This is a genomic window from Sinorhizobium sp. NFACC03 (assembly GCF_900103435.1).
GTDB lineage: Bacteria > Pseudomonadota > Alphaproteobacteria > Rhizobiales > Rhizobiaceae > Ensifer.
In genome coordinates, this window is record NZ_FMXF01000013.1 from 1 (window position 1) to 19,850 (window position 19,850).

Genomic DNA, 19,850 nt, shown 5'->3' on the forward strand with positions numbered 1-19,850 from the left:
CGCGCTTCTCATCGACATGCCCGAACTCGGTACACTCGACCAGGCCCAGGTCGCTTCCCTCGCCGGCCTCGCTCCGGTCGCTCGCCAGTCCGGACAGTGGATCGGCCGCGCCTTCATCCGCGGCGGCCGGGCCAATGTCCGACGAGCACTCTACATGCCCGCGCTCGTCGCCATCCGCTTCAATCCCGACCTCAAGGCCAAATACGACCGGCTCAAGGCCGCCGGAAAAGCCTCAAAACTCGCCATTACCGCCGTCATGCGAAAGCTCATCATCATCGCAAACGCATTGCTCAGGGATGGCCGCATATGGGAACCAACCCGTACTTGACCAACACGGATACTCTTAAGCGCGTCGCGATCTTTCAGATTCGCTCCTTGCGCTTTAAGTTTTTGATATATCGCATACCGCAAAACCGCTGCGCACTTTTGCGCGACAGGCTTTAGTTGCGGATCACCGGATTGCTGATGACAGTGCTTGGCTTCGACAGGCGGAAGTCATCGACGCGGCCGGTCGGTGCGGCGGCGACATCCCCCTTGTCAACCAAAAGGTCGCGCGGGCTCTTGCCGTTGCCCTTGTCCGGTGCGGCGTTGCCAAGCAGGGAGCCGGCGCCATCCAGGGCCGGATCGGTCAAGCCGATCGGCTGGGTCTTGACGATATCCTCGTTGCCAAGCGGCGCCGTCACCACCAGGTCCTTGAGTTCGCCTGCCCCGGGCACGTTCTTGTCCGTCGCGGCGGCATCGCCGAGCAACCGCCGAATGTCCTTCTCGACGTAGAAAGCCAGCTTGCGCTTGCCGGCCTTGGTGAGGTTGATGCCATCGGCGCCGCGCAGACGAACCTGCTGGCCGTTGATGTCGGAGCCGGTCAGGACGAATTTGCCGCCCTCGTCGACGAAGCCATCCCAGATGTCGACAAACTGGCCGCCGACCTTCTCGATTTCCTCGCGATAGATGCCGTTGAAGGTCACCATGTCGGCGGTCATTGCGGCGGACTGGAACGGCGGCATGCCGACCCAGAGAACCGGCAGCTTCTCCTTGCGGGCAAGGGCCGCCAGCGCATTGACGCGCTTGCGATACTCCTCGTTCCAGATATCGCTGCGGAACTTCTCCTTGACGTCGCCCATCTGCATCTGCTGCCGATCGTTGGCACCGAGGCTGATGATGATCACGGATGGCTTTAATTCGCCGACGTAGCCGGGAAGGGTACCCGGCCAGTTGAAGTAATCTTCGCGCACCAGGCCGGACGAGCCGTTCGCCCGTGTCTCGACGGCGATGCCGGGCGTCATCTCGAAGGCGGTCTTCAGGCCGTCGCCGAGGCTGCCGGCCATGAAGTCGCCGACGACCAGAACCTTCTTGGCGTCGGGCGCTTTCTCCACCACCACCGGCGCGACTGCCGGTGCATCGGCGATCTTCGGCTTCTGCTTCTGTTGCCCCTGGCCCTTTTGGCGCTGCTGTTGCTGTTGGCGTTGGCGTTTCGGGCGCGGCTGCTCAGGGAAATAGGAGCGGTCTTCAAGAACCGGCCGCTCGCGCGACAAGCCGCCGAAGAGCATCTGGAACAGGGTGCGCCGCTGGGCGCGCTCCTGCGCCTCGGCAAAGCTTGCAAAGAGGCTGACGGCGACCATCGCCATTGCGGCGATGCAGATCGTCGCAATCCCGAAGGGCGTTCGGCGCGGTTGGTTGCGGCGCTTGCTCGTCATCTGCTCTTCTGCCCCGTTGATCGCGTGTTCGCCGGTTTTCAACCGCCCTCACGTTTCAGCGCGCCGCACGGGGTGCAGCGCGCTACTCGTCATTTATCTCACGGATGTGGCGATCGTGAAACCGTTTCGAGCCGCTAGTTGCGAAGGGCGCGCAGCAGCATCTGGGTCGGCTCTCCGTCCGGCGCCAGGCCGTTCTTCGACTGGAACGCCTGGATCGCGGCCTTCGAGCCGGAACCGAAATTGCCGTCGACTTCGCCGCTGTAGTAGCCGAGCTCCTTCAGGCGGTTCTGCAGTTCGAACTTTTCGCTGATGTCGAGCGATCCGTCCGGACGCGGCCAGCGCTGCTGCATGCCCTGATAGCCGGCGATCTGGTCGGCAAGAAGGCCGACGCCGAGAGCGTAGCTGTCGGAGGCGTTGTAGCGCTTGATGACGAAGAAGTTCTTGGTCATCAGGAAGCCGGGACCCTCGCCACCGCTCGGCAGCTTGAGTTCGGCGCGTATGCTGCCGTTGCGGAAGCCCTTGCCGTTGGGTCGGCCGAAGCCGAGCGACGCCCATTCGGCGAGCGTCTTCGTCTGGCCGGAATATTTCGCGGCATTTGCCGGCGGCGCGACTTCGTAGCCCCAGGTTTCGCCCGGCTGCCAGCCGTTCTTCTTCAAAAGGTTGGCGGCGGTCGCCAGCGCATCGGGCACCGAGTTCCAGATGTCGCGGTGACCGTTGCCGTCGGCGTCAACCGCATAGAGCAGGTAGCTCGTCGGGATGAACTGGGTGTGGCCCATGGCGCCCGCCCAGGACCCGGTCAGCTCGCGCGGCGTGATGTCGCCGCTCTGGAGGATCTTCAGCGCGGCGATCAGCTGCTTCTTGGCGTAGTTCGAGCGCTTCGGATCGGCATAGGCAAGGGTGGCGAGCGCGCGCGGCACATAGTGCAGGCGGTCATCCTTCTCGAGCACGGCGCCGTAGTTGGATTCCATCGACCAGATCGCCAGCAGGATGGTCTTGTCGACGCCGAAGTGCTTTTCCAGCGCGTTCAGCGTGCGGGCGTGCTTCGTCGCCATCTCCTGGCCGACGCGCTTGGTGTACGGGTTCACGCGGGAATCGATGTATTCCCAGATCTTGTGCTTGAACTCCGGCTGGTAGTTCGCCTTCTCGATCACCGTCTGGTCAGGCGACTTCACGCCGGCGAAGGCCTGGCGATAGGTCGACTTGCTGATGCCGGCCTTGGCGGCCGTCGTGTAGAATTCGTTGATCCAGTTCTGGAATCCGGCATCGGCGCGCGCGGGCGAGGTGCCGAGTGTTGCGGCGGATAGGACGAGGGCGGCTGCGATATGACGGAAAAACGTCCTGCGGTTTCTGATCATCAGCTGTCGGTTCCGTTTCTCTGCGGGGGCTTCGGCCGTCATGGCCCGAATCACTCCGCAAGGTGGCAGTCTGGGGCCAGCCTCGACGGTGGGGGCAGTCGTCGGCGGCTCCTGTTTCGGATCCGGCCGCGATTGTTGCATTGCCGGATTGCAACGAATCTACAGAAACGTGGTCAACAAACCCTTTACCATGAAATTGTGGTGGCGTCTTCCGCTGTAGAAAATGTCAAGCCATGGTCGTGGAGTTCGCATATGCATTTGTTCCGTCGGTTCAGGCTGTGTTCAGCTGACGGCATAGAGATTGCGGCTCCATTACGGAGCGCTGTATGGTTTCAGACGGATTGTAGTCCGGGACCATCCGGTAAGACTTATGAGTGAGTTCCTATCAAGGAGGTATCGATGACCGACAAGCGTAAAGTCCGCAAAGCCGTGTTCCCAGTCGCAGGGCTGGGCACACGTTTCCTGCCGGCTACCAAGGCCGTGCCGAAGGAAATGCTGACGGTGGTGGACAAGCCGGTCATTCAATATGTGGTCGATGAGGCGCTGGAAGCCGGCATCGAGCATCTGATCTTCGTCACGGGCCGCAGCAAAGCGGTGATCGAGGATTATTTCGACATTCAGGTCGAGCTCGATCAGACGCTGCGCGAGCGCAACAAGAAGGCCGAGATCGCCCTGCTCGACAGCATTCTGCCGAAGGCCGGCACGACCAGCTTTACCCGCCAGCAGGCCCCGCTCGGCCTCGGCCACGCGGTCTGGTGCGCCCGTGACCTCGTCGGCAACGAGCCGTTTGCGCTGCTCTTGCCGGACATGATCATGAAGGGCGAAAAGGGCTGCCTCAAGGGCATGGTCGAGCTCTATGAGCAGAGCGGCGGCAACGTCATCGCCGTCGAGGAATGCGCACCGGACCAGGCCCACAAATACGGCATCGTCGGCGTCGGCGACAAGGTGGGCGATGGTTTCAAGATCACCAAGATGGTCGAGAAGCCCGCACCGGGCACAGCCCCGTCCAACTTCTTCATCAACGGCCGCTACATCCTGCAGCCGGAGATCTTCCCGATCCTCGAAAAGCAGGAACGCGGCGCCGGCAACGAAATCCAGCTGACCGATGGCATGCTCAAGCTCTCCGACAGCCAGCAGTTCGCCGCCTATCACTTCCGTGGCGACACCTATGACTGTGGCGCCAAGGACGGCTTCATCCTGGCAAACGTTGCCTTTGCTCTGGAACGCGGCGACATCCGCCCGAGCGTCGAGGGGCCGCTGAAGACGCTGCTCGGCAGCCTGAGGTAATTTCGGTTCCACCGAAACGAGAAGGCCGCGTTCCCCGAGGAATGCGGCCTTTTTCATTGGCTGCTGGCAATGAGTGTTGTTACCGCTCTAGCTTTGCCGGCGGCTGACCTTTGGCTCAACGCCGCAGGACGAGGCCGACGCCGACACGGGTGATGTCGGTCGGATCGCCGACGTCGGGCGTGGTGCGCTCGTAGCTGACGTCGCCGGTCAATGCGAGGTAACGGTTCATATCCCAGGTGAGGCCTGCGCCCGTGCGCCAGGTCGTCTCGTCGGAGGAGCGGGAGTCCGACGGATATTTGCGGATGATCAGAGTGTTGGACAATCGTGCGACCAGATCGGAGCGCATCTGGTGGGTGATGATGTTGGTCAAGGTATAGTCGATCGATCCGGAAACGCCCGCCGTCGTCGACGGATCGAGATCCGTCAAAACCGCGAAGAGCACATCGGTGCCGCGCTGCGGCGACCAGTTGAGGCGGCCGTCGACGGACAGGCCGCTGACGTCTTCGAGCCTGTCATCATCGAAGCGATAGGTCTCGTAGCCGAGGCCGAGCTCACCATAGAGTTTCTCGCCGAGATCGACCTCGATACCGCCGCGTCCGGCATAGGTCTGGTAGGAACGCTCGAAGCCGAACGTGTCCTCGCGCAGGTCGTAAAGCGACTTGCCGACGGAGGCTTCGAGGAACGGGATCAGCGCCGGCGACAGTTCGTAGCCGACGCGGGCAATCAAGTTTCCGGTGTTGCGGTTGCGGTCCTTCTCGGACAGTGTCGTGCCGTTTTCGAGTTCGACATCGCCATAGGTTTGGCGGTCGAAATCGATTCCGACCGAACCGCGGATCAGACCGAAATCGCGCTCGATGGCGGCACCGAGGCGGTAGGTGTTGACCGCGGACTGGGTCTTGGCGTTCGAAATCGCGTTCGGGTCGTCGGCGTCTTCTCGGTAGAAACTGTATCCGGCCCGGAGTCGTGCAATCGTTTCGTCCCAGAGATCGAGGCGCAGTTCCGCGTCTACATCGGTGCGCGGCTCTTCCTCCCCTTCGCCTGAGATGTTGTTTTGCAGGATGCCTTCGCCGGTGACGGTCAACTGGTGCCGCGACCAGTCGGAGGTCAGGGTGCCGCGGATGCCGGTTTCGAGATAGCCGCGGTTCGTCTTGGTGTCACCGTCGTTGCGCCATTCATGGTTGATGCTCTCGCTGACGCTGGGGCGCAGCGTGAAGGTCCCGATGCGAACGCCCGGCGTGGTACGATACCCCTCCGTATCGGTTCGAAGCCTCAGGCCATCGATCGTCGGCTCCCGCTGGTTGAGGCGGAGGAAATCCTCGTTCTGCGCCGGCGGAAGATCGTCGCCGCTGACGGCGCCGGTGGTTTGCGGATCGGCGATTGCGGGCGTGGTGGCCGGGACTGTTGCCGGGGTGGTGGCGACGCCATAGGAGGTCGTCGGGGCCGTGGCCGTTTGCGCGCGCAATGACGATGGTGCGAACAGGGCAGTGCCGGCCAATAGCAACGCCAGCGAGGTCGAACGCCGCGCGTCTCCTTTGGTCGAGCGAGATGAGCCTGGCACCATATGCCGTTTGTCCACGAAGCCTGATTGCAATCCTTTCGCAATCGTAAAGCGACGTGGTTAAGCAATCGTTTCCAAATGGGAAAAACGTCGTGGCATCAGCCGCTTGCCGATCAGGCGCTTTCGACGGTCAGGTTTCGGCCATGGCTGGAAACGACGCGGACTCGGGTGCCAGCCGGCAGGTCCGGTCCCTCGATGATCCAGAACGTATCGTCGAGCCGGACACGGCCGCGTCCCTCGGCGATCGGTTTCTCCAGTACCGCGGTACGACCGACGAGACTTTCCGCTCTCTGGTTCAGCAAAGGTTCGTCGGTGGTTTCGGCTGAGGACAGAACGAAGCGGCGGCCGAGCAGCACAGCGACCACCGAGAGGACGGCGAAGAGGACGAACTGAACTTGCCACATCCAGAAGCCGGTCTCCCAGAGCATAAGGGAGAGAATTCCGATAATGAGCGCGGCGATGCCGATCCAGATCAGGAACACGCCGGGTGCCACGAGTTCGGCTGCCAGCAGCGCGAAGCCGAGAACCCACCAGCTCCAGGGCCCGAGTTCTTGAATGGCGCGTTCGATCATCGCCTACTTCCCTTGCGAAGGATCGGTAGGGAAGGCGGGCGTGCTGCGTGGCGCCGACTGGCGCGAGCGCACAGCCTGCCCCGTCTGGCCGTCACCGAACACCTCCTTGGCGATGGCGCCAATACCGCCGAGTGAGCCGATCAGTGCGGAGGCTTCCATCGGCATCAGCACGATTTTCTGGTTGTTGGCGGTGCCGATCGAGGCGAGCGCCTCGGTGTACTTCTGCGCGACGAAGTAGTTGATCGCCTGGATGTCGCCGGCGGCAATCGCGGCAGAGACCATCTGCGTCGCCTTGGCTTCGGCCTCGGCCAGACGTTCGCGGGCTTCCGCATCGCGGAAGGCCGCTTCGCGCTGACCTTCGGCCTGAAGGATCGCCGACTGCTTGGCGCCCTCGGCGCGCAGGATCTGCGCGTTTCTCGAGCCTTCCGCTTCCAATACCTGGGCGCGCTTTTCGCGTTCGGCCTTCATCTGTCTTGCCATGGCGTCGACAAGGTCCTTCGGCGGTGCGATGTCCTTGATCTCGATGCGGGTGATCTTGATGCCCCAGGGACTGGCAGCCTCGTCGACAACGTGCAGCAATCGGTCGTTGATCGTATCGCGGTTGGAAAGCAGTTCGTCGAGATCCATCGAGCCCATGACCGAGCGGATGTTGGTCATCGTCAGGTTGAGGATGGCGTTTTCCAGATTGGCGACCTGATAGGCGGCCTGAGCTGCGTTCAGCACCTGGTAGAAGGCAACGGCGTCGGCCGAGACGCTGGCATTGTCCTTGGTGATGACCTCCTGGGTCGGAACGTCGAGCACCTGCTCCATCACGTTCATCTTGGCGCCGATCCGATCGATGAAGGGAAGGATGACGTTCAGACCCGGCTCCATCGTCTTCGTATAGCGACCGAAGCGTTCGACCGTATAGCGATAGCCTTGCGGTACCGTCTTAACCATCGCGATGATCACAATGATCATCAGCACCACCAATGCGATGACCGCATAATCCAACCCGCCCAAGAGAAGCCCCCCTAAATTTGCAATCCCGACCCGAGACAGCACTTTAGCGCAATAGTTGTCGGTCCGGAATCGGTTTCCGCGGATTGCGCGTAGATTCAAAATGTTAGGGACACGCACTCGCCGGTGAGCGCGTGCGTATTCCATTCATCCAGAAGTGGTGATCGGGGCACCGTTTTCAAGCGGCGCGGCAAGGAATGGGAGCTAGAGCCAGCCGGCGAGTTCGCGGCGCACGACGTGTTCGAGGACCGCCATGCCTTCGGCGCTGTCGTTGAGACAGGGAATGTGGGTGAACTTGTCGCCGCCATTGTGGTGGAAGCTCTCGGCCGCCTGCTCGGCGATCTCCTCCAGCGTTTCCAGACAGTCGGACACGAAACCGGGATTGATGACGGCAATACGCTTGACGCCTTCCTGTGCGAGTTTCTCGACCGTCTTGTCGGTGTAGGGCTGCAGCCATTCCTCGGGCCCGAAGCGCGACTGGAAGGTGACCTGCAGCTTCTCCTTGGACCAGCCGAGCTTTTCGCGCAGCAGCCGCGCGGTCTTCTGGCATTGGCAATAATAGGGGTCGCCCTTGTCGAAATAGCTCTTCGGAATCCCGTGGAAGGAGGTCAGAACCACTTCCGGTTCCCAGTCGAGCGTCGCCAGATGGCGCTCGATCGAGGTCGCGAGCGCGTCGATATAGACCGGATCGTCGTGGTAGGGCGGAACCGTGCGCAGCGCCGGTTGCCAGCGCATCTTCAAAAGCGCCTCGAAGGCCTTGTCGTTGACGGTGGCGGTCGTGGCTGCCGCATATTGCGGATAGAGCGGGAAGACGAGGATGCGTTCGCAACCGGCCTTCTGCAGCGCTTCCATGCGCGAGGCGATCGAGGGCTGGCCGTAGCGCATGCCCCAGTCGACGATCACATCAGGGCGATCGGCGAACGTTTTGGCCATCAGTTGCGCCTGGTTGCGGGTGTAGGTCCTGAGGTAGCTTTCGTTCAGCTCCTTGTTCCAGATCGTCTCATAGGCCTTGCCCACCTTGCCGGGACGGGTGTTGAGCACGATGCCGAACAGGATCGGGTACCAGAACAGCCGCGACCATTCGATCACCCGGCGGTCCGTCAGGAACTCCTTCAGGTAGCGGCGCATCGAGGTATAGTCGGTGCCGTCGGGCGTGCCGAGATTGACCAGCAGAATGCCGACCTTTCCGGATTTGACGGAAGGGTGGTCGGCAGGGGCGGTCACGTCAAGCTGTTCGGTCATCTCGGTCCTCGTCGGCCCCGTTCAATCGGGACACTGCTTTCGGTTTCAAATCCTTCTAAAAAGAAAAGCCGGCGCGGGGAAGCCCGCGCCGGCTCTGAAAGTAGAGGCAAATTGTCTTACTTTGCCGGAATTTCCAGTTCCGTGCCGACATGCAGCGCGCGCGGCGCCGGCTTGCCGTTGGCTTCGGAGATCTTCTTCCACAGCGAGCCTTCGCCGTAGAACGACTTGGCGAGGTCCCAGAGCGTATCGCCCTTGGCGATCACGTGCTTCTGCGGGCCGCTTGCCGCGGGCGCTGATGCATCACCGGAGGTTGCTGCCGGCTGGGTTGCCGTGGTGTCGGTGCCCGTCGCCGGCTTCGTTTCCGTCGCCGGTTCTACCGGTGCAGCACCTGCAGCCGAAGCGACCTCGGTGATGCGGCCATCGGTATAGGGCTTGAACGGCTGGTGGGCAGCGAGATAGTCGGCGAGCACGGTTTCGAGGCCCGGACCGTAGTCGTAGGCGTTTTCACCCTTCTCCTTGAAGATGTCGTAGCCGTCGCCGCCATTGCGCATGTAGTTGTTGGTGACGAGCGAATAGGTCTTGGCCGGATCGAGGGCGACGTAGCCTTCGCCTTCCTTCACCTCGACCGAGACGACACGGCTGCCGACCGGCTTCGACTTGTCGAAGGAGAACTTCATGCCGGCCACCTGCGGGAAGCGGCCGCCGCCTTCCTCGAGCTTGCTGAGGCCGTTTTCCAGCGCTTCACGGATGCCGTCGCCCTTGATCTGGAAGGTCGCGACGGTGTTCTGGAACGGCAGAACGGTGATCGCTTCGCCCATCGAAACGTCGCCGGCGTCGATCGAGGCGCGCAGGCCGCCGCCGTTGGTGATGGCGATGGTGACACCCTGGCCCTTGACGCGGTCGAGCATGGCGTCGGTGAGCAGGCTGCCCATTTCGCATTCCTTGGTGCGGCAATTCTCACGAGAGCCGTCGATCGGCGCTTCGGTCTTGGCGATGATCTTCGAGCGCAATTCCTCGATCGGCTTGCCGAGTTCGGCGACGCGCGCCAGCACGGCCTCATCCGGCTTGACGGACGAGTCGACCAGGATCGGATCGCCCTTGGCGGCTTTGACGACGCCCTTGTCGTCGAAGGTGACGACGAGATCGCCGAGATACTTGGTGTAGGATGCGGCCTGGACGACCGGAACCTTGTAGCCACCGGGATTGTCGACCATCGTCGGGTAAGGACCCTCGGCTTTCGGGTCGGTGTTGGACAAGAGGCTGTGCGAGTGGCCGCCGACGACGATATCGACGTCCGGGATCTTGGCAATCGCTGCGAGATCGCGCGGATAGCCGACATGGGTCAGCGCAATAATCTTGTCGACGCCCTGCTTCTTCAGTTCTTCGACGGCGGCCGTGGTGGTGGCAACGTCATCGCCGATCAGGATGTCTGGGCCGGGCGAGGACAGTTCCGGCGTGTCGTTGGCGACGGCGCCGACGATGCCAACCTTCTGGCCGCCGACGTCGAGCACGATCGACGGCTTGATGCGGTCGCCGATCTTCGACTTGTGGCTCGGCAGGACGTTGGCGGTGACGACAGGGAAGGTAATCTTATCGAGGAAGCCGGCCAGGCCGTCTTCGCTCTCGTCGAATTCGTGGTTGCCCACGGTCATCGCGTCGAACTTCATCAGGTTGAGGAACTCGGCCTCGGCCAGGCCCTTATAGGTGGTGAAGAACAGCGAGCCCTGGAAATTGTCGCCGGCATTGAGCAGCAGCACGTTCTTGCCGGAGAGTTCCTGGCGCTTCGTGTCGATCAGGGCCTTCAGACGGGCGACGCCGCCGAAGCACTCGTTCTTGCCTTCCTCTTCCGCCGAGCAAGTCGAGTCGAACTTGTTGATCGACTCGATGCGGGAATGGAGGTCGTTGATGTGCAGGATGTTCAGCTCATAATCGGCGAAGGCTGCGCCCGAGGAGAGGGCAAGAATGGACGCGGTCATCAGGCCGGTCCGCATGTGTCTGATCATGATGTTCTCCTGTTTGCCGGTTGTCAGCCGACCGTTTCCGGAGCCGTCAAGACGGAACCGTTCCCCACGGTCGGAGTGGCTTTGCCGGGCCGGATGTTTTCATCACTTGAAGGTGACTTCAAGCGCTAAAACCAAGCTCGCTTTGTCAATTTATAACGAGGTTAAGCTGCGATCCTGCAACAAAAAAAGCCCCCGATCGGGGGCTTCGATACTTGCGTATGCGCTGTTTTAGCCGCGCCGCGCCAGCGAGAACTGCGCGCCGGCATCGGTGGTGCAATTGAGCTGGTTCTGGGTGACCAGGGCGCAAGCGACCTTGGACTGGGTATTGCGCACGAGCGAGGTCATGTTGATCTCGACGAGCGTCGGGCTCGTCTTGATGTAGTTGCCCGAAGCAAGCAGCTGGTTGGTGTCGGTCGTGCGGGTCGAGAAGGTGCCGCCCGCAAAAGTCGAGACGATGCCGTTCGGGTCTACCCAGGAGCCTTCGACGCCGGTCGCCTGGCGCGACGGCCCGCCCTCATCGATGATCCGGGGCGACGACTGGCAGGATGCCAAGGCCGCGGCGGTTGCGATAAGGGTCAGAACTGCGAATGGCTTCATAGGCGATTTCCCCCGCATTGGGCCGAGCGGACTGTTTCATTCCGGCATGACCATGCCGCGATCATGAGTTGAAAGCAAGAGCGGCAGGGGGCGGCCGGCGCCTTTTCCTGCACAGATGAAAAGGCCCGGGACACGGTCGTGCCCCGGGCCGGATGACGTTTTACGTCAAAAGCTTAGCGAACGAGGATGTTCTTGAACTGCCAGGGATCCTTGGTGTCGATGTCTTCCGGGAACAGGCCCGGACGACCGTCGAGCGGGGTCCAGTCGGTGTAGTGGCCTTCAACCGGTCCGAGATAGGGAAGCTGTACTTCCAGGCAGCGCTTGTAGTCCATCTCGTCGGCTTCGACGATGCCGGCCTTCGGGTTTTCGATCGCCCAGACCATGCCGGCGAGAACCGCAGAGGTTACCTGCATGCCGGTGGCGTTCTGGTAGGGAGCGATGCGGCGGGTCTCTTCCAGAGACAGGCGCGAGCCGAACCAATAGGCATTCTTGTCGTGGCCGTAGAGCAGGACGCCCAGTTCGTCGAGGCCCTCAACGAGTTCCTTCTCGTCGAGAACGTGATGGACCGGCTGGGCGTTGCCGCCGTTGCCGAACATCTCGTGCAGCGACAGGACCGCGTCGTTGGCCGGATGGTAGGCGTAGTGGCAGGTCGGACGGTACGTCACTTCGCCGTCCTTATCGCGAACGGTGAAGAAGTCCGAGATCGAGATCGCCTCGTTGTGGGTGACGAGGAAGCCGTATTGCGGGCCAGGCGTCGGGCACCAGGTGCGTACGCGGGTGTTGGCGCCCGGCTGCTCCAGGTAGATTGCAGCCTTGCAGCCCTTCTTGTGCTTCTTGGCGTTCTTCGGCATCCAGTTTTCATGGGTGCCCCAGCCGAGTTCGGCCGGCTGCAGACCTTCGGAGATGAAACCCTCGACCGACCAGGTGTTCCAGAACACGTCGAGCGGCTTCGGCTTCTTGGTCAGCTGGGTGTCGCGCTCGGCAATGTGCACGCCCTTGACGCCGACCTTCTTCATCAGCTTCGCCCAGCCTTCGCGGTCGTCCTGATGCGGCTCTTCAAACTTCACGCCGAGGTCGTTGGCGAGGTTCAAGAGGCCCTGCTTGACGAACCAGGAGACCATGCCGGGGTTGGCGCCGCAGGTGGAAACGGCCGTGGTGCCGCCCGGGTTCTTTTCCTTTTCCTTGCGAACGGTTTCGCGCAGCGCATAGTTGGTGCGCTCGGAATTGTCCATTTCGGCGTCGAAATAGAAACCGAGCCACGGCTCAACGACCGTGTCGATGTAGAGAACGTCGAGCTTGCGGCACATCTTGATCAGGTCGAGCGAGCCGGTATCGACCGACAGGTTGACGCAGAAGCCCTGGCCTTCGCCTTCGGTGAGCAGCGGCTTCAGCAGTTCCTTGTAGTTGTCCTTCGTCACATGAGCGCGAACGTGACGTACGCCATGCCGTTCGAAAATCTCGTTGTCGGCGGCGTCCTCACGGGGTTCGACCACGATCAACCGGTTCTTGTCGTATTTGAAGTGGCGCTCGATCAGCGGCAGGGTGCCGCGACCGATCGAACCGAAACCGATCATGACGATCGGACCGGTGATCTCGCCGTAAACCGGGTAGGTGGTATCTGCCATTTTTGTCTTACTCCTGAGGAAACTTTCCTGTGACGGTGGGTGACTAAGCATGAGGAAGCGGCTGGTGCCGCTGTTCCAGCTTGACGGGTGTGCCGCAGCGGCTTCGGTGCCGAATGCGGCACGCGGGCGCTGTAGAGCATAGATCGCTGTCACAATAAAGAGCCGGCGGGTCAACCGCTATCTGAGATAGTGCTTAACCGGCGATCGAAAGCAGGGCCGCGACTGCCTCACGCTTCCGCAAGAAGGCACTTCTTTTCTGAGAGATAGTGCTGTAGCTGTTCGTCAGGCTCGATCCAGCGATCGGGATCGAGCTGGGCAGGGCCGATGGTGAGGGGCTTGGAGGAACCGTCGTAGGGCGTATGCTTCATGCACTTCGGCCGGTCCAAGACGGTGATTTAACCATATCCCCATCGTTTCACACGCGTAAACGCTTGTCACAAGCACTTCGTGCTATAGCTTCGTCTGAAGCATCCGCTTCGCGCCATGATTGATATTGTCCGACCCGGAGGCGTGACAGACCGTGACCGGTAGTCATCTCAAGGCTCTTGCGGCCTTACAGAGCAAAACACCCGTACTGATCGCGCTCTACGATCAGCACGATCGATTGCGGTTTGCCAACACGGCATTTCGCGCGGCCTATCACGTCGGTCCAGACGAGAGCCCGACCTGGGCGGAGATCATGCGCCGCAACTACGCGGCCGGTCAGGGGACCGTCCTGAAAACCGACGACGTCAACGCCTGGATTGCCTCGACGGCTCACCGGCGCGGCAAAGTGCCTTTTCGTGCCATGGAAACCGACTTGCATGACGGCCGCTGGCTGTGGATGACGGAGACGGTGGATTCCGACGGCTATATGCTTTGCATTGCCGTCGATGTCACCACTATCCATGCGGGCGAGCGCGAGCTCCGGCAGGACCGCGATTTCGCGCTTCGGGCGGCCCAGGTCGACGAGCTGACCAGTGTGCCCAACCGTCGCTACACGATGGGGCGGTTGACCGAGTTCATCGCCAACTGTGCCGAAAATCCGCATATGTGGGGTTGCGTCGCGATCATCGACATCGACTATTTCAAGGCGATCAACGACCGCCACGGGCACCAGCGCGGCGACGAGGTTCTGCTCGACTTCGCGCGTCAAATGCAGGAATTCGTGCGTCGCTCGGATTGCTTCGGCCGGATCGGCGGTGAGGAATTCATGCTCATCCTGCCTGATACCACCATCAGCGAAGGCAATCGCATTCTCGACCGTCTGCTCGAAAGGGTCAGAAGCTCCCGGCCGCTCGAGAATATTCCGGAGTTCTTCTACACCTGTTCGGTCGGGCTCGCGGAATATCGCGATGGCGATTCCGTCAGCGACCTCTATGCGCGCGCCGACCAGGCGCTCTACCTCGCCAAGCGCGATGGGCGGGATCGTGTCAGGCGCTACACGCTTCCCGGCTCAGACCAGGAGTCTCACCCGGATCATACCGCGTAGCGAATTGCCGACATAGAGCGTTCCACTTGTAAGATCCGCCGGCGAAAGGCGCGCTACCCGCGCGCGTCGTTGGCAGATGAGTTCGGTACGAAGCACACCGGCGAGCAGCCCGCAGGCGATCGGCGGTGTCTTCAGGACACCGCTACCGTCGTCGAGGAAAACCGAGGTGATCGTGCCTTCGCAGACCTCGCCCTTCTCGTTGAGCAGAAGAACCTCGTCAGCCTCGCTCGCTGCATATTCGCTGCGGGCCGTTTCATAGGCCGCCCGGCGGCTGGTCTTGTAGCGCAGCAGCGGATCGCGCGAGTTGAGCCGGGTGGCGGCGATCCGCACCCGCCAGATCGTATCGTCCGACAACGGTACGAACGGTGCGGTCTTTACCTCGATGCGTCCGTCCGGGAAAAGCTCGAGCCGTACACGGTGTGCGAGCTTGTCGTCGCCGCTCTTCACCGCGGCCAGCAAGGCCGCTTCTGCCCCTTCCGCTCCGGAAAAACCGAGACGTCGCGCCGATCGCTTCAGCCGCGCCAGATGCAGGCGCGATCGGACGAAGCCGTTTTCGGGCTCGTAGCGCAGCGTTTCGATCAGCGAAAAGCCCGTCATCGCGCGATCTCGTCGTCGCCCAGCGCGACCCTGTCATCGCCCTGCGCGATCTTGTCGTCGCCAATGGCGAAGCGGGCCTTCAGCAGGCATTCGTCATATTCGGATTGGGCGTTGCTGTCGAAGACGATGCCGCCGCCGACATTGAAGATAGCCTCGCCGTTGGGGAAAAGCGAAATCGTGCGGATGGCGACGCTGAAGCGCATGATCCCGCTCGGGGCGATGAAGCCGATGGCGCCGCAATAGGCGTCGCGCGGTCCGTCTTCGAGGTCGTGCAGGATTTCCATGGCCCGCATCTTCGGCGCGCCGGTGATCGAGCCGCAGGGGAACAGGGCGGCGAAGATGTCCTCGATACCGATCTCGGGCAGGAGCTTTGCCCGAACATGGCTCACCATCTGGTGCACGGTCGGGTAGGTCTCGATTTCGAAGAGCTTGGGGACGCTGAGTGTGCCGACTTCGGTGATACGCGAGATGTCGTTGCGCAGGAGATCGACGATCATCCGGTTTTCAGCCTGGGTCTTTTCGTCGGCGCGCATGGTCGCGATGATCTCGGCGTCTTCGGCCGCAGAGGCGCCGCGCTTGGCCGTACCCTTCATCGGGTGCGTCTCGATCCAGCCGTCCGCATCGACGCGGAAGAAGAGTTCCGGCGAACGCGACAGGAGGACCGGCCCGTCAAGCGCAACCAGCGCCCCGTATTTCACCGGCTGGCGGTCGATCAGCGACCAGAAGGCGGCGCGCGGATCGCCAGACCAGCGGGCACGGATCGGCATCGTCAGGTTGGCCTGGTAGCAATCACCCTGGCGCAGATGCTGGTGCAGACGATCGAAGCGCTCGCGGTAGGTGCCGAAGTCCCAGCCGGCGCGTGGCTCAGCGAGGAAGGGTTCGTTCTCGGTCCGGCGCTGCGGCTCGGCGAGGGGATGGTCTTCCGAGGGCGCGTCGAAGATGCCGAAGGACATCAACGGCGTTTCGCGGCCCTCCTCGGCAAACCTTGCGAGTTTCTGCTCGAAGAGGTGGCCGGCCTCGTAGGACATGAAGCCGGCGAGCCACTTGCCCGCCTTGTGGGCGCGCTCGAGCTCGGCAAGGCCGCGGGTGAATTCGGCTTTCGTGCGCGCGGTGACGATGCGCGAAGGCTCAGCGAAAACCGTGGTGCGGTTTTCGCTGTCGTCCCGGAACAGCACATAGGGTGCGGTGTCGCTCATAAAGTCGTCTTGTCGATCGCGCCGTGATCCGGACCTGTGCCCGGATCAGGCCTTATCAAGCGCCTCGAGTTCGTCGATGAGCCCTTCGATCATCGACAGTCCCTGTGCCCAGAACGACGGATCGGTGGCATCGAGGCCAAAGGGCGCGAGCAACTCGGAATGGTGCTTGGTGCCGCCGGCCTTCAACAGTTCGAAGTACTTCTCCTGGAAGCCTTTTTCGGCGTTCTGGTAGACGGCGTAGAGCGAGTTCACCAGGCAGTCGCCGAAGGCATAGGCGTAGACGTAGAAAGGCGAGTGGACGAAGTGGGGGATATAGGCCCAATAGGTCTCGTAGCCTTCGGAGATTCGGATCGCCGGCCCGAGGCTCTCGTTCTGCACCGACAGCCACAGCTTGCCGATGTCGTCAGCCGTCAGTTCGCCTTCCTTGCGGGCAGTGTGGACCTTGCGCTCGAACTCGTAGAAGGCGATCTGGCGCACGACCGTGTTGATCATGTCCTCGACCTTCTGGGAAAGCATGGCCTTGCGCTCGCGCTTGTCCTTCGTCCGGTCGAGCAGCGCGCGGAAGGTCAGCATCTCGCCGAACACGGACGCGGTTTCGGCCAGGGTCAGCGGAGTAGACGCCATCAGCGCGCCCTGTCCCCCGGCCAGCACCTGGTGCACGCCGTGGCCGAGTTCGTGTGCGAGCGTCATGACGTCGCGCGGCTTGCCCATGTAATTGACGAGCACGTAGGGGTGCGCGGATGGTACCGTCGGATGGGCGAAGGCGCCCGGTGCCTTGCCCGGCCGCACCGGCGCGTCGATCCAGCTCTCGTCGAAGAAGCGGCGGGCGATCGCAGCCATTTCCGGATCGAAGGCCTTGTAGGCAGAGAGCACCGTGTCCTTGGCTTCGTTCCAGGAAATCAGCGCGTTCGGCGTTTCCGGCAACGGCGCATTGCGATCCCAGAAATCCATCTCCTGCATGCCGAGCCATTTTGCCTTCATCGTGTAGTAGCGATGCGACAGGCGCGGATAGGCGGATTTGACGGCTTCGGCCAGCGCATCGACAACTTCGCGCTCGACGCGGTTCGCCAGATGGCGGCTGTCGGCGATGTCCTGAAAACCGCGCCAGCGGTCGGAGATTTCCTTGTCCTTGGCCAACGTGTTGGTGATCAGCGTGAAGGTGCGGATATTGGCCTTGAAGGTTTCGGCAAGCGCCATCGCCGCCTTCTTGCGGACCTCTGTCGCCGGATCCTGCAACAGGTTCAGGGCGACTTCCAGCGGCAGCGCTTCGCCATCGACGCTGAAGGTGAGGCTCGTCATCGTCTCGTCGAACAGCCGGTTGAAGGCGGCAGCACCCGTCATCGATTTTTCCAGGAAAAGCTGCTCCAGCTTGTCGTCGAGCTGATAGGGCTTGTCCATGCGCAGGTCGGTCAGCCAGGGCCTGTAGTGCGCGGCAAGCGTATCGTTTTCCAGCGCCTTGTCGAGGACCTCGTCATCGATCCGATTGAGCTCCAGCGAGAAGAACAGCAGATGCGCCGACATGTCGGTGAGCTTCGACTGTACGTCGCCATAAAGCTTGCCGTTCTCGGGCTTGGACGTGTCCGAGAAATAGGTGAGGCCGGCAAAGGAAGCGATGCGGCCCATGACATCTTCGAGCGCTTCGAACTCCCGGACGGCGGCGCCGATGCCGTCGTCACCACGCTTCGTCGCGGCCTCGGCCAGCTTGCCCTTCCACTTGGTTTCGAAGGCGGTCGCTTCGGTCTCGGCCTTTTTCAGGTCGTTGCGAAAGGCATCCGATGCGGCCGACGGATAGAGATCTTCGAGCCGCCAGGAGGGCAGGTCGCCGAGATCCGCGGTAGCGCCATGGGATTGCCCGGCGGCGGCGCGGACAGCGGATTGCTCGGGAGCGAAGGGGCGGAAGGTCATCGTCGGATTTCTCTCGTTCGTGACAGGAAGAAGGCAAGCGATATGGGTTCCATTGCTATCGCCGGCAATGGATAAAATGCAAGCATTTCTCAAAACATGATGTTCAGCCCTTTATGGCACAGATGCCTGACGTCATTTGGCACATGAGGTTGGCCAAATAGTACTGCGTGTCCAAAGCAGGAGGCTTCCGTGACATCACATATTCTGGTCATTGATGACGATCCGGTGCAGCGCCGGTTGTTGACGAACATGATCGAGCGTCTCGGCCATGTAGCGCATCTCGCCGACAATGGCCGCAGCGGTCTGGAGCTCCTGGAGCGCAAGGGCGGCATGATCAATGTCATTCTGCTCGACCTGTTGATGCCGGAAATGAACGGGCACGGCTTCCTTGAAGCGCTGGCCGAGCGCGGCGTCGATATGCCTGTCATCGTACAGACCGGCCAGGGCGGCATCGAAACCGTGGTTCACGCGATGCAGGCGGGTGCCTTCGACTTCCTGGTGAAGCCCGTCTCTCCGGAGCGGCTGTCGGTCGCGATCAGCAATGCGCTGAAGATGGCGAGCCGCGACGGCAAGGTCAAAACCTCGCGCCGTCCGCGCGGCGGCGCCGTCGGCTTCGAGGACATCGTTTCGGCAAGCCCGGCGATGATCCGGGTGATCGACCTGGCGCGCCGTGCCGCCCAGTCCAACATTCCGATCGTGCTCGAAGGCGAGTCCGGCGTCGGCAAGGAAATGGTGGCCCGCGCCATCCAGTCGGCGAGCGACCGGGTCGGCAAGCCCTTCGTCACCGTCAATTGTGGCGCGATCCCGCATAACCTGGTCGAGAGCATTCTCTTCGGCCACGAAAAGGGCGCCTTTACCGGCGCGACGGAAAAACACACCGGCAAGTTCGTCGATGCCGACGGCGGCACCCTGTTCCTCGACGAGATCGGCGACCTGCCGCTCGAAGTCCAGGTGAAGCTGTTGCGTGCCGTGCAGCAGGGCGAGATCGAGACGATCGGCGCGCGCCATCCGCACCGGGTCAATGTGCGGCTGATCTCGGCCACCAACAAGGACCTGATCAACGAAGTGCGCGAGGGCCGGTTCCGCGAGGACCTCTATTACCGCCTCAACGTCTTCCCGATCACCATCCCGGCGCTGCGTCGGCGCAAGGAAGACATCCCGGTTCTGGTGCGTTCCTTCGTCGAGCGTTTTGCCGCCGAGCAGCGCCTGCACACACCGCTCGCCATTTCGAGCGGCGCCTTGGCGCTGCTGACTGCCTATGACTGGCCAGGCAACATCCGGCAGCTCGAAAACGCGATCTTCCGGGCTGTTGTGCTTGCCGAAGGCAACGAGCTGACGGTGAAGGATTTTCCGCAGATCGCCACCCAGATCCCGGGCTACGTCGTTTCCGACCGCTCCGGCTTCTCCTGGGGCGAAGCCGGTCCGGAACGGGAAAGCGGGCCGGCGGAACAGGTGCCGAATGTCTATCCGGACTTCGCGAGTGCGGCGAAATCGATGGAAGGCGATGCCGGGCACGACCCGCGGATGGACAACGCGATCGCCAGCGTCGATGAGGGCGGAGATGTCCGCAAACTCGCCGAAGTGGAGGAGGAACTGATTCGTTTTGCGCTCAAATTCTACCGCGGACAGATGAGCCAGGTGGCTCGCAAGCTCGGCATCGGCCGGTCTACTCTCTACCGCAAGCTGAAGGATTATGGCATCGATCCCGAGAACCCATTGAGGGAGGCGGCATAAAATCGACGCATTCAC

17 protein-coding genes are annotated in these 19,850 nt (G+C 62.0%); 4 read left to right on the forward strand and 13 right to left on the reverse strand.

The window, feature by feature from the left end:
- Positions 1–328, forward strand: a 328-nt coding sequence (locus BLU35_RS17240) for a transposase (RefSeq protein ID WP_143032946.1), incomplete at its 5' end; no start/stop codon positions are given.
- Positions 329–440: 112 nt separating this feature from the next.
- On the opposite strand, the gene BLU35_RS17245 is transcribed toward BLU35_RS17240, so the two are convergent.
- Positions 441–1,694, reverse strand: coding sequence for an SGNH/GDSL hydrolase family protein (locus tag BLU35_RS17245; protein WP_057254828.1), 1,254 nt, complete (start codon positions 1,692–1,694; stop codon positions 441–443).
- 134 nt (positions 1,695–1,828) lie between these two features.
- Positions 1,829–3,049 carry a lytic murein transglycosylase gene (locus tag BLU35_RS17250; RefSeq protein WP_057254829.1) on the reverse strand — a complete coding sequence of 407 codons (1,221 nt, stop codon included), beginning with the start codon at positions 3,047–3,049 and terminating at the stop codon, positions 1,829–1,831.
- A gap of 399 nt (positions 3,050–3,448) precedes the next feature.
- Here BLU35_RS17250 and galU point away from each other — a divergent pair, with 399 nt between their 5' ends.
- Positions 3,449–4,336 (forward strand): UTP--glucose-1-phosphate uridylyltransferase GalU, encoded by an 888-nt coding sequence (gene galU / locus BLU35_RS17255; RefSeq protein WP_057254631.1) that lies wholly within the window; start codon positions 3,449–3,451, stop codon positions 4,334–4,336.
- A gap of 115 nt (positions 4,337–4,451) precedes the next feature.
- On the opposite strand, the gene BLU35_RS17260 is transcribed toward galU, so the two are convergent.
- The 8 genes from BLU35_RS17260 to BLU35_RS35015 all read right to left on the reverse strand — a co-directional run bounded on the left by BLU35_RS17260 (position 4,452) and on the right by BLU35_RS35015 (position 13,300).
- Positions 4,452–5,897, reverse strand: a complete 1,446-nt coding sequence (locus tag BLU35_RS17260) for an outer membrane beta-barrel protein (RefSeq protein ID WP_093233884.1) — start codon at positions 5,895–5,897, stop codon at positions 4,452–4,454.
- A gap of 110 nt (positions 5,898–6,007) precedes the next feature.
- Positions 6,008–6,466 carry an NfeD family protein gene (locus tag BLU35_RS17265; protein WP_093233885.1) on the reverse strand — a complete coding sequence of 153 codons (459 nt, stop codon included), beginning with the start codon at positions 6,464–6,466 and terminating at the stop codon, positions 6,008–6,010.
- 3 nt (positions 6,467–6,469) lie between these two features.
- Complete coding sequence (locus BLU35_RS17270) at positions 6,470–7,468, reverse strand: SPFH domain-containing protein (RefSeq protein WP_093233886.1); 999 nt, start codon at positions 7,466–7,468, stop codon at positions 6,470–6,472.
- A 201-nt stretch (positions 7,469–7,669) separates the two neighbouring features.
- Complete coding sequence (gene hemH, locus BLU35_RS17275; protein ID WP_093233887.1) at positions 7,670–8,707, reverse strand: ferrochelatase; 1,038 nt, start codon at positions 8,705–8,707, stop codon at positions 7,670–7,672.
- A gap of 116 nt (positions 8,708–8,823) precedes the next feature.
- The gene (locus BLU35_RS17280; RefSeq protein WP_093233888.1) at positions 8,824–10,710 is read right to left on the reverse strand and encodes a 5'-nucleotidase C-terminal domain-containing protein; all 1,887 of its coding nucleotides are present in this window, start codon (positions 10,708–10,710) and stop codon (positions 8,824–8,826) included.
- A 228-nt stretch (positions 10,711–10,938) separates the two neighbouring features.
- Complete coding sequence (omp10, locus tag BLU35_RS17285; RefSeq protein WP_058321013.1) at positions 10,939–11,307, reverse strand: outer membrane lipoprotein Omp10; 369 nt, start codon at positions 11,305–11,307, stop codon at positions 10,939–10,941.
- A gap of 173 nt (positions 11,308–11,480) precedes the next feature.
- The gene (locus tag BLU35_RS17290; protein WP_057254637.1) at positions 11,481–12,932 is read right to left on the reverse strand and encodes a homospermidine synthase; all 1,452 of its coding nucleotides are present in this window, start codon (positions 12,930–12,932) and stop codon (positions 11,481–11,483) included.
- A gap of 227 nt (positions 12,933–13,159) precedes the next feature.
- Positions 13,160–13,300: a hypothetical protein gene (locus BLU35_RS35015; RefSeq protein ID WP_353615038.1), complete on the reverse strand. Its 141-nt coding sequence runs from the start codon at positions 13,298–13,300 to the stop codon at positions 13,160–13,162.
- Between the two features lie 152 nt (positions 13,301–13,452).
- Between BLU35_RS35015 and BLU35_RS17295 the strand changes: the two genes are divergently transcribed.
- Positions 13,453–14,403 carry a GGDEF domain-containing protein gene (locus BLU35_RS17295; protein WP_057254638.1) on the forward strand — a complete coding sequence of 317 codons (951 nt, stop codon included), beginning with the start codon at positions 13,453–13,455 and terminating at the stop codon, positions 14,401–14,403.
- On the opposite strand, the gene BLU35_RS17300 is transcribed toward BLU35_RS17295, so the two are convergent.
- From BLU35_RS17300 to BLU35_RS17310, 3 genes are read right to left on the reverse strand one after another with little or no spacing between them, the layout of a single operon-like run.
- Positions 14,368–15,000, reverse strand: coding sequence for an aminotransferase class IV family protein (locus tag BLU35_RS17300; protein ID WP_093233889.1), 633 nt, complete (start codon positions 14,998–15,000; stop codon positions 14,368–14,370). The two genes, BLU35_RS17295 and BLU35_RS17300, sit on opposite strands and share 36 nt — an antisense overlap.
- Positions 14,997–16,196 (reverse strand): aminodeoxychorismate synthase component I, encoded by a 1,200-nt coding sequence (locus BLU35_RS17305; protein ID WP_093233890.1) that lies wholly within the window; start codon positions 16,194–16,196, stop codon positions 14,997–14,999. Before BLU35_RS17305 ends, BLU35_RS17300 begins: the two co-directional genes overlap by 4 nt.
- A gap of 45 nt (positions 16,197–16,241) precedes the next feature.
- A complete protein-coding gene (locus BLU35_RS17310; RefSeq protein WP_093233891.1) occupies positions 16,242–18,101 on the reverse strand; it encodes a M3 family oligoendopeptidase in 1,860 nt (619 codons plus the stop codon).
- A gap of 189 nt (positions 18,102–18,290) precedes the next feature.
- Between BLU35_RS17310 and BLU35_RS17315 the strand changes: the two genes are divergently transcribed.
- A complete protein-coding gene (locus BLU35_RS17315) occupies positions 18,291–19,835 on the forward strand; it encodes a sigma-54-dependent transcriptional regulator (RefSeq protein WP_057254642.1) in 1,545 nt (514 codons plus the stop codon).
- Positions 19,836–19,850: the final 15 nt, after the last annotated feature.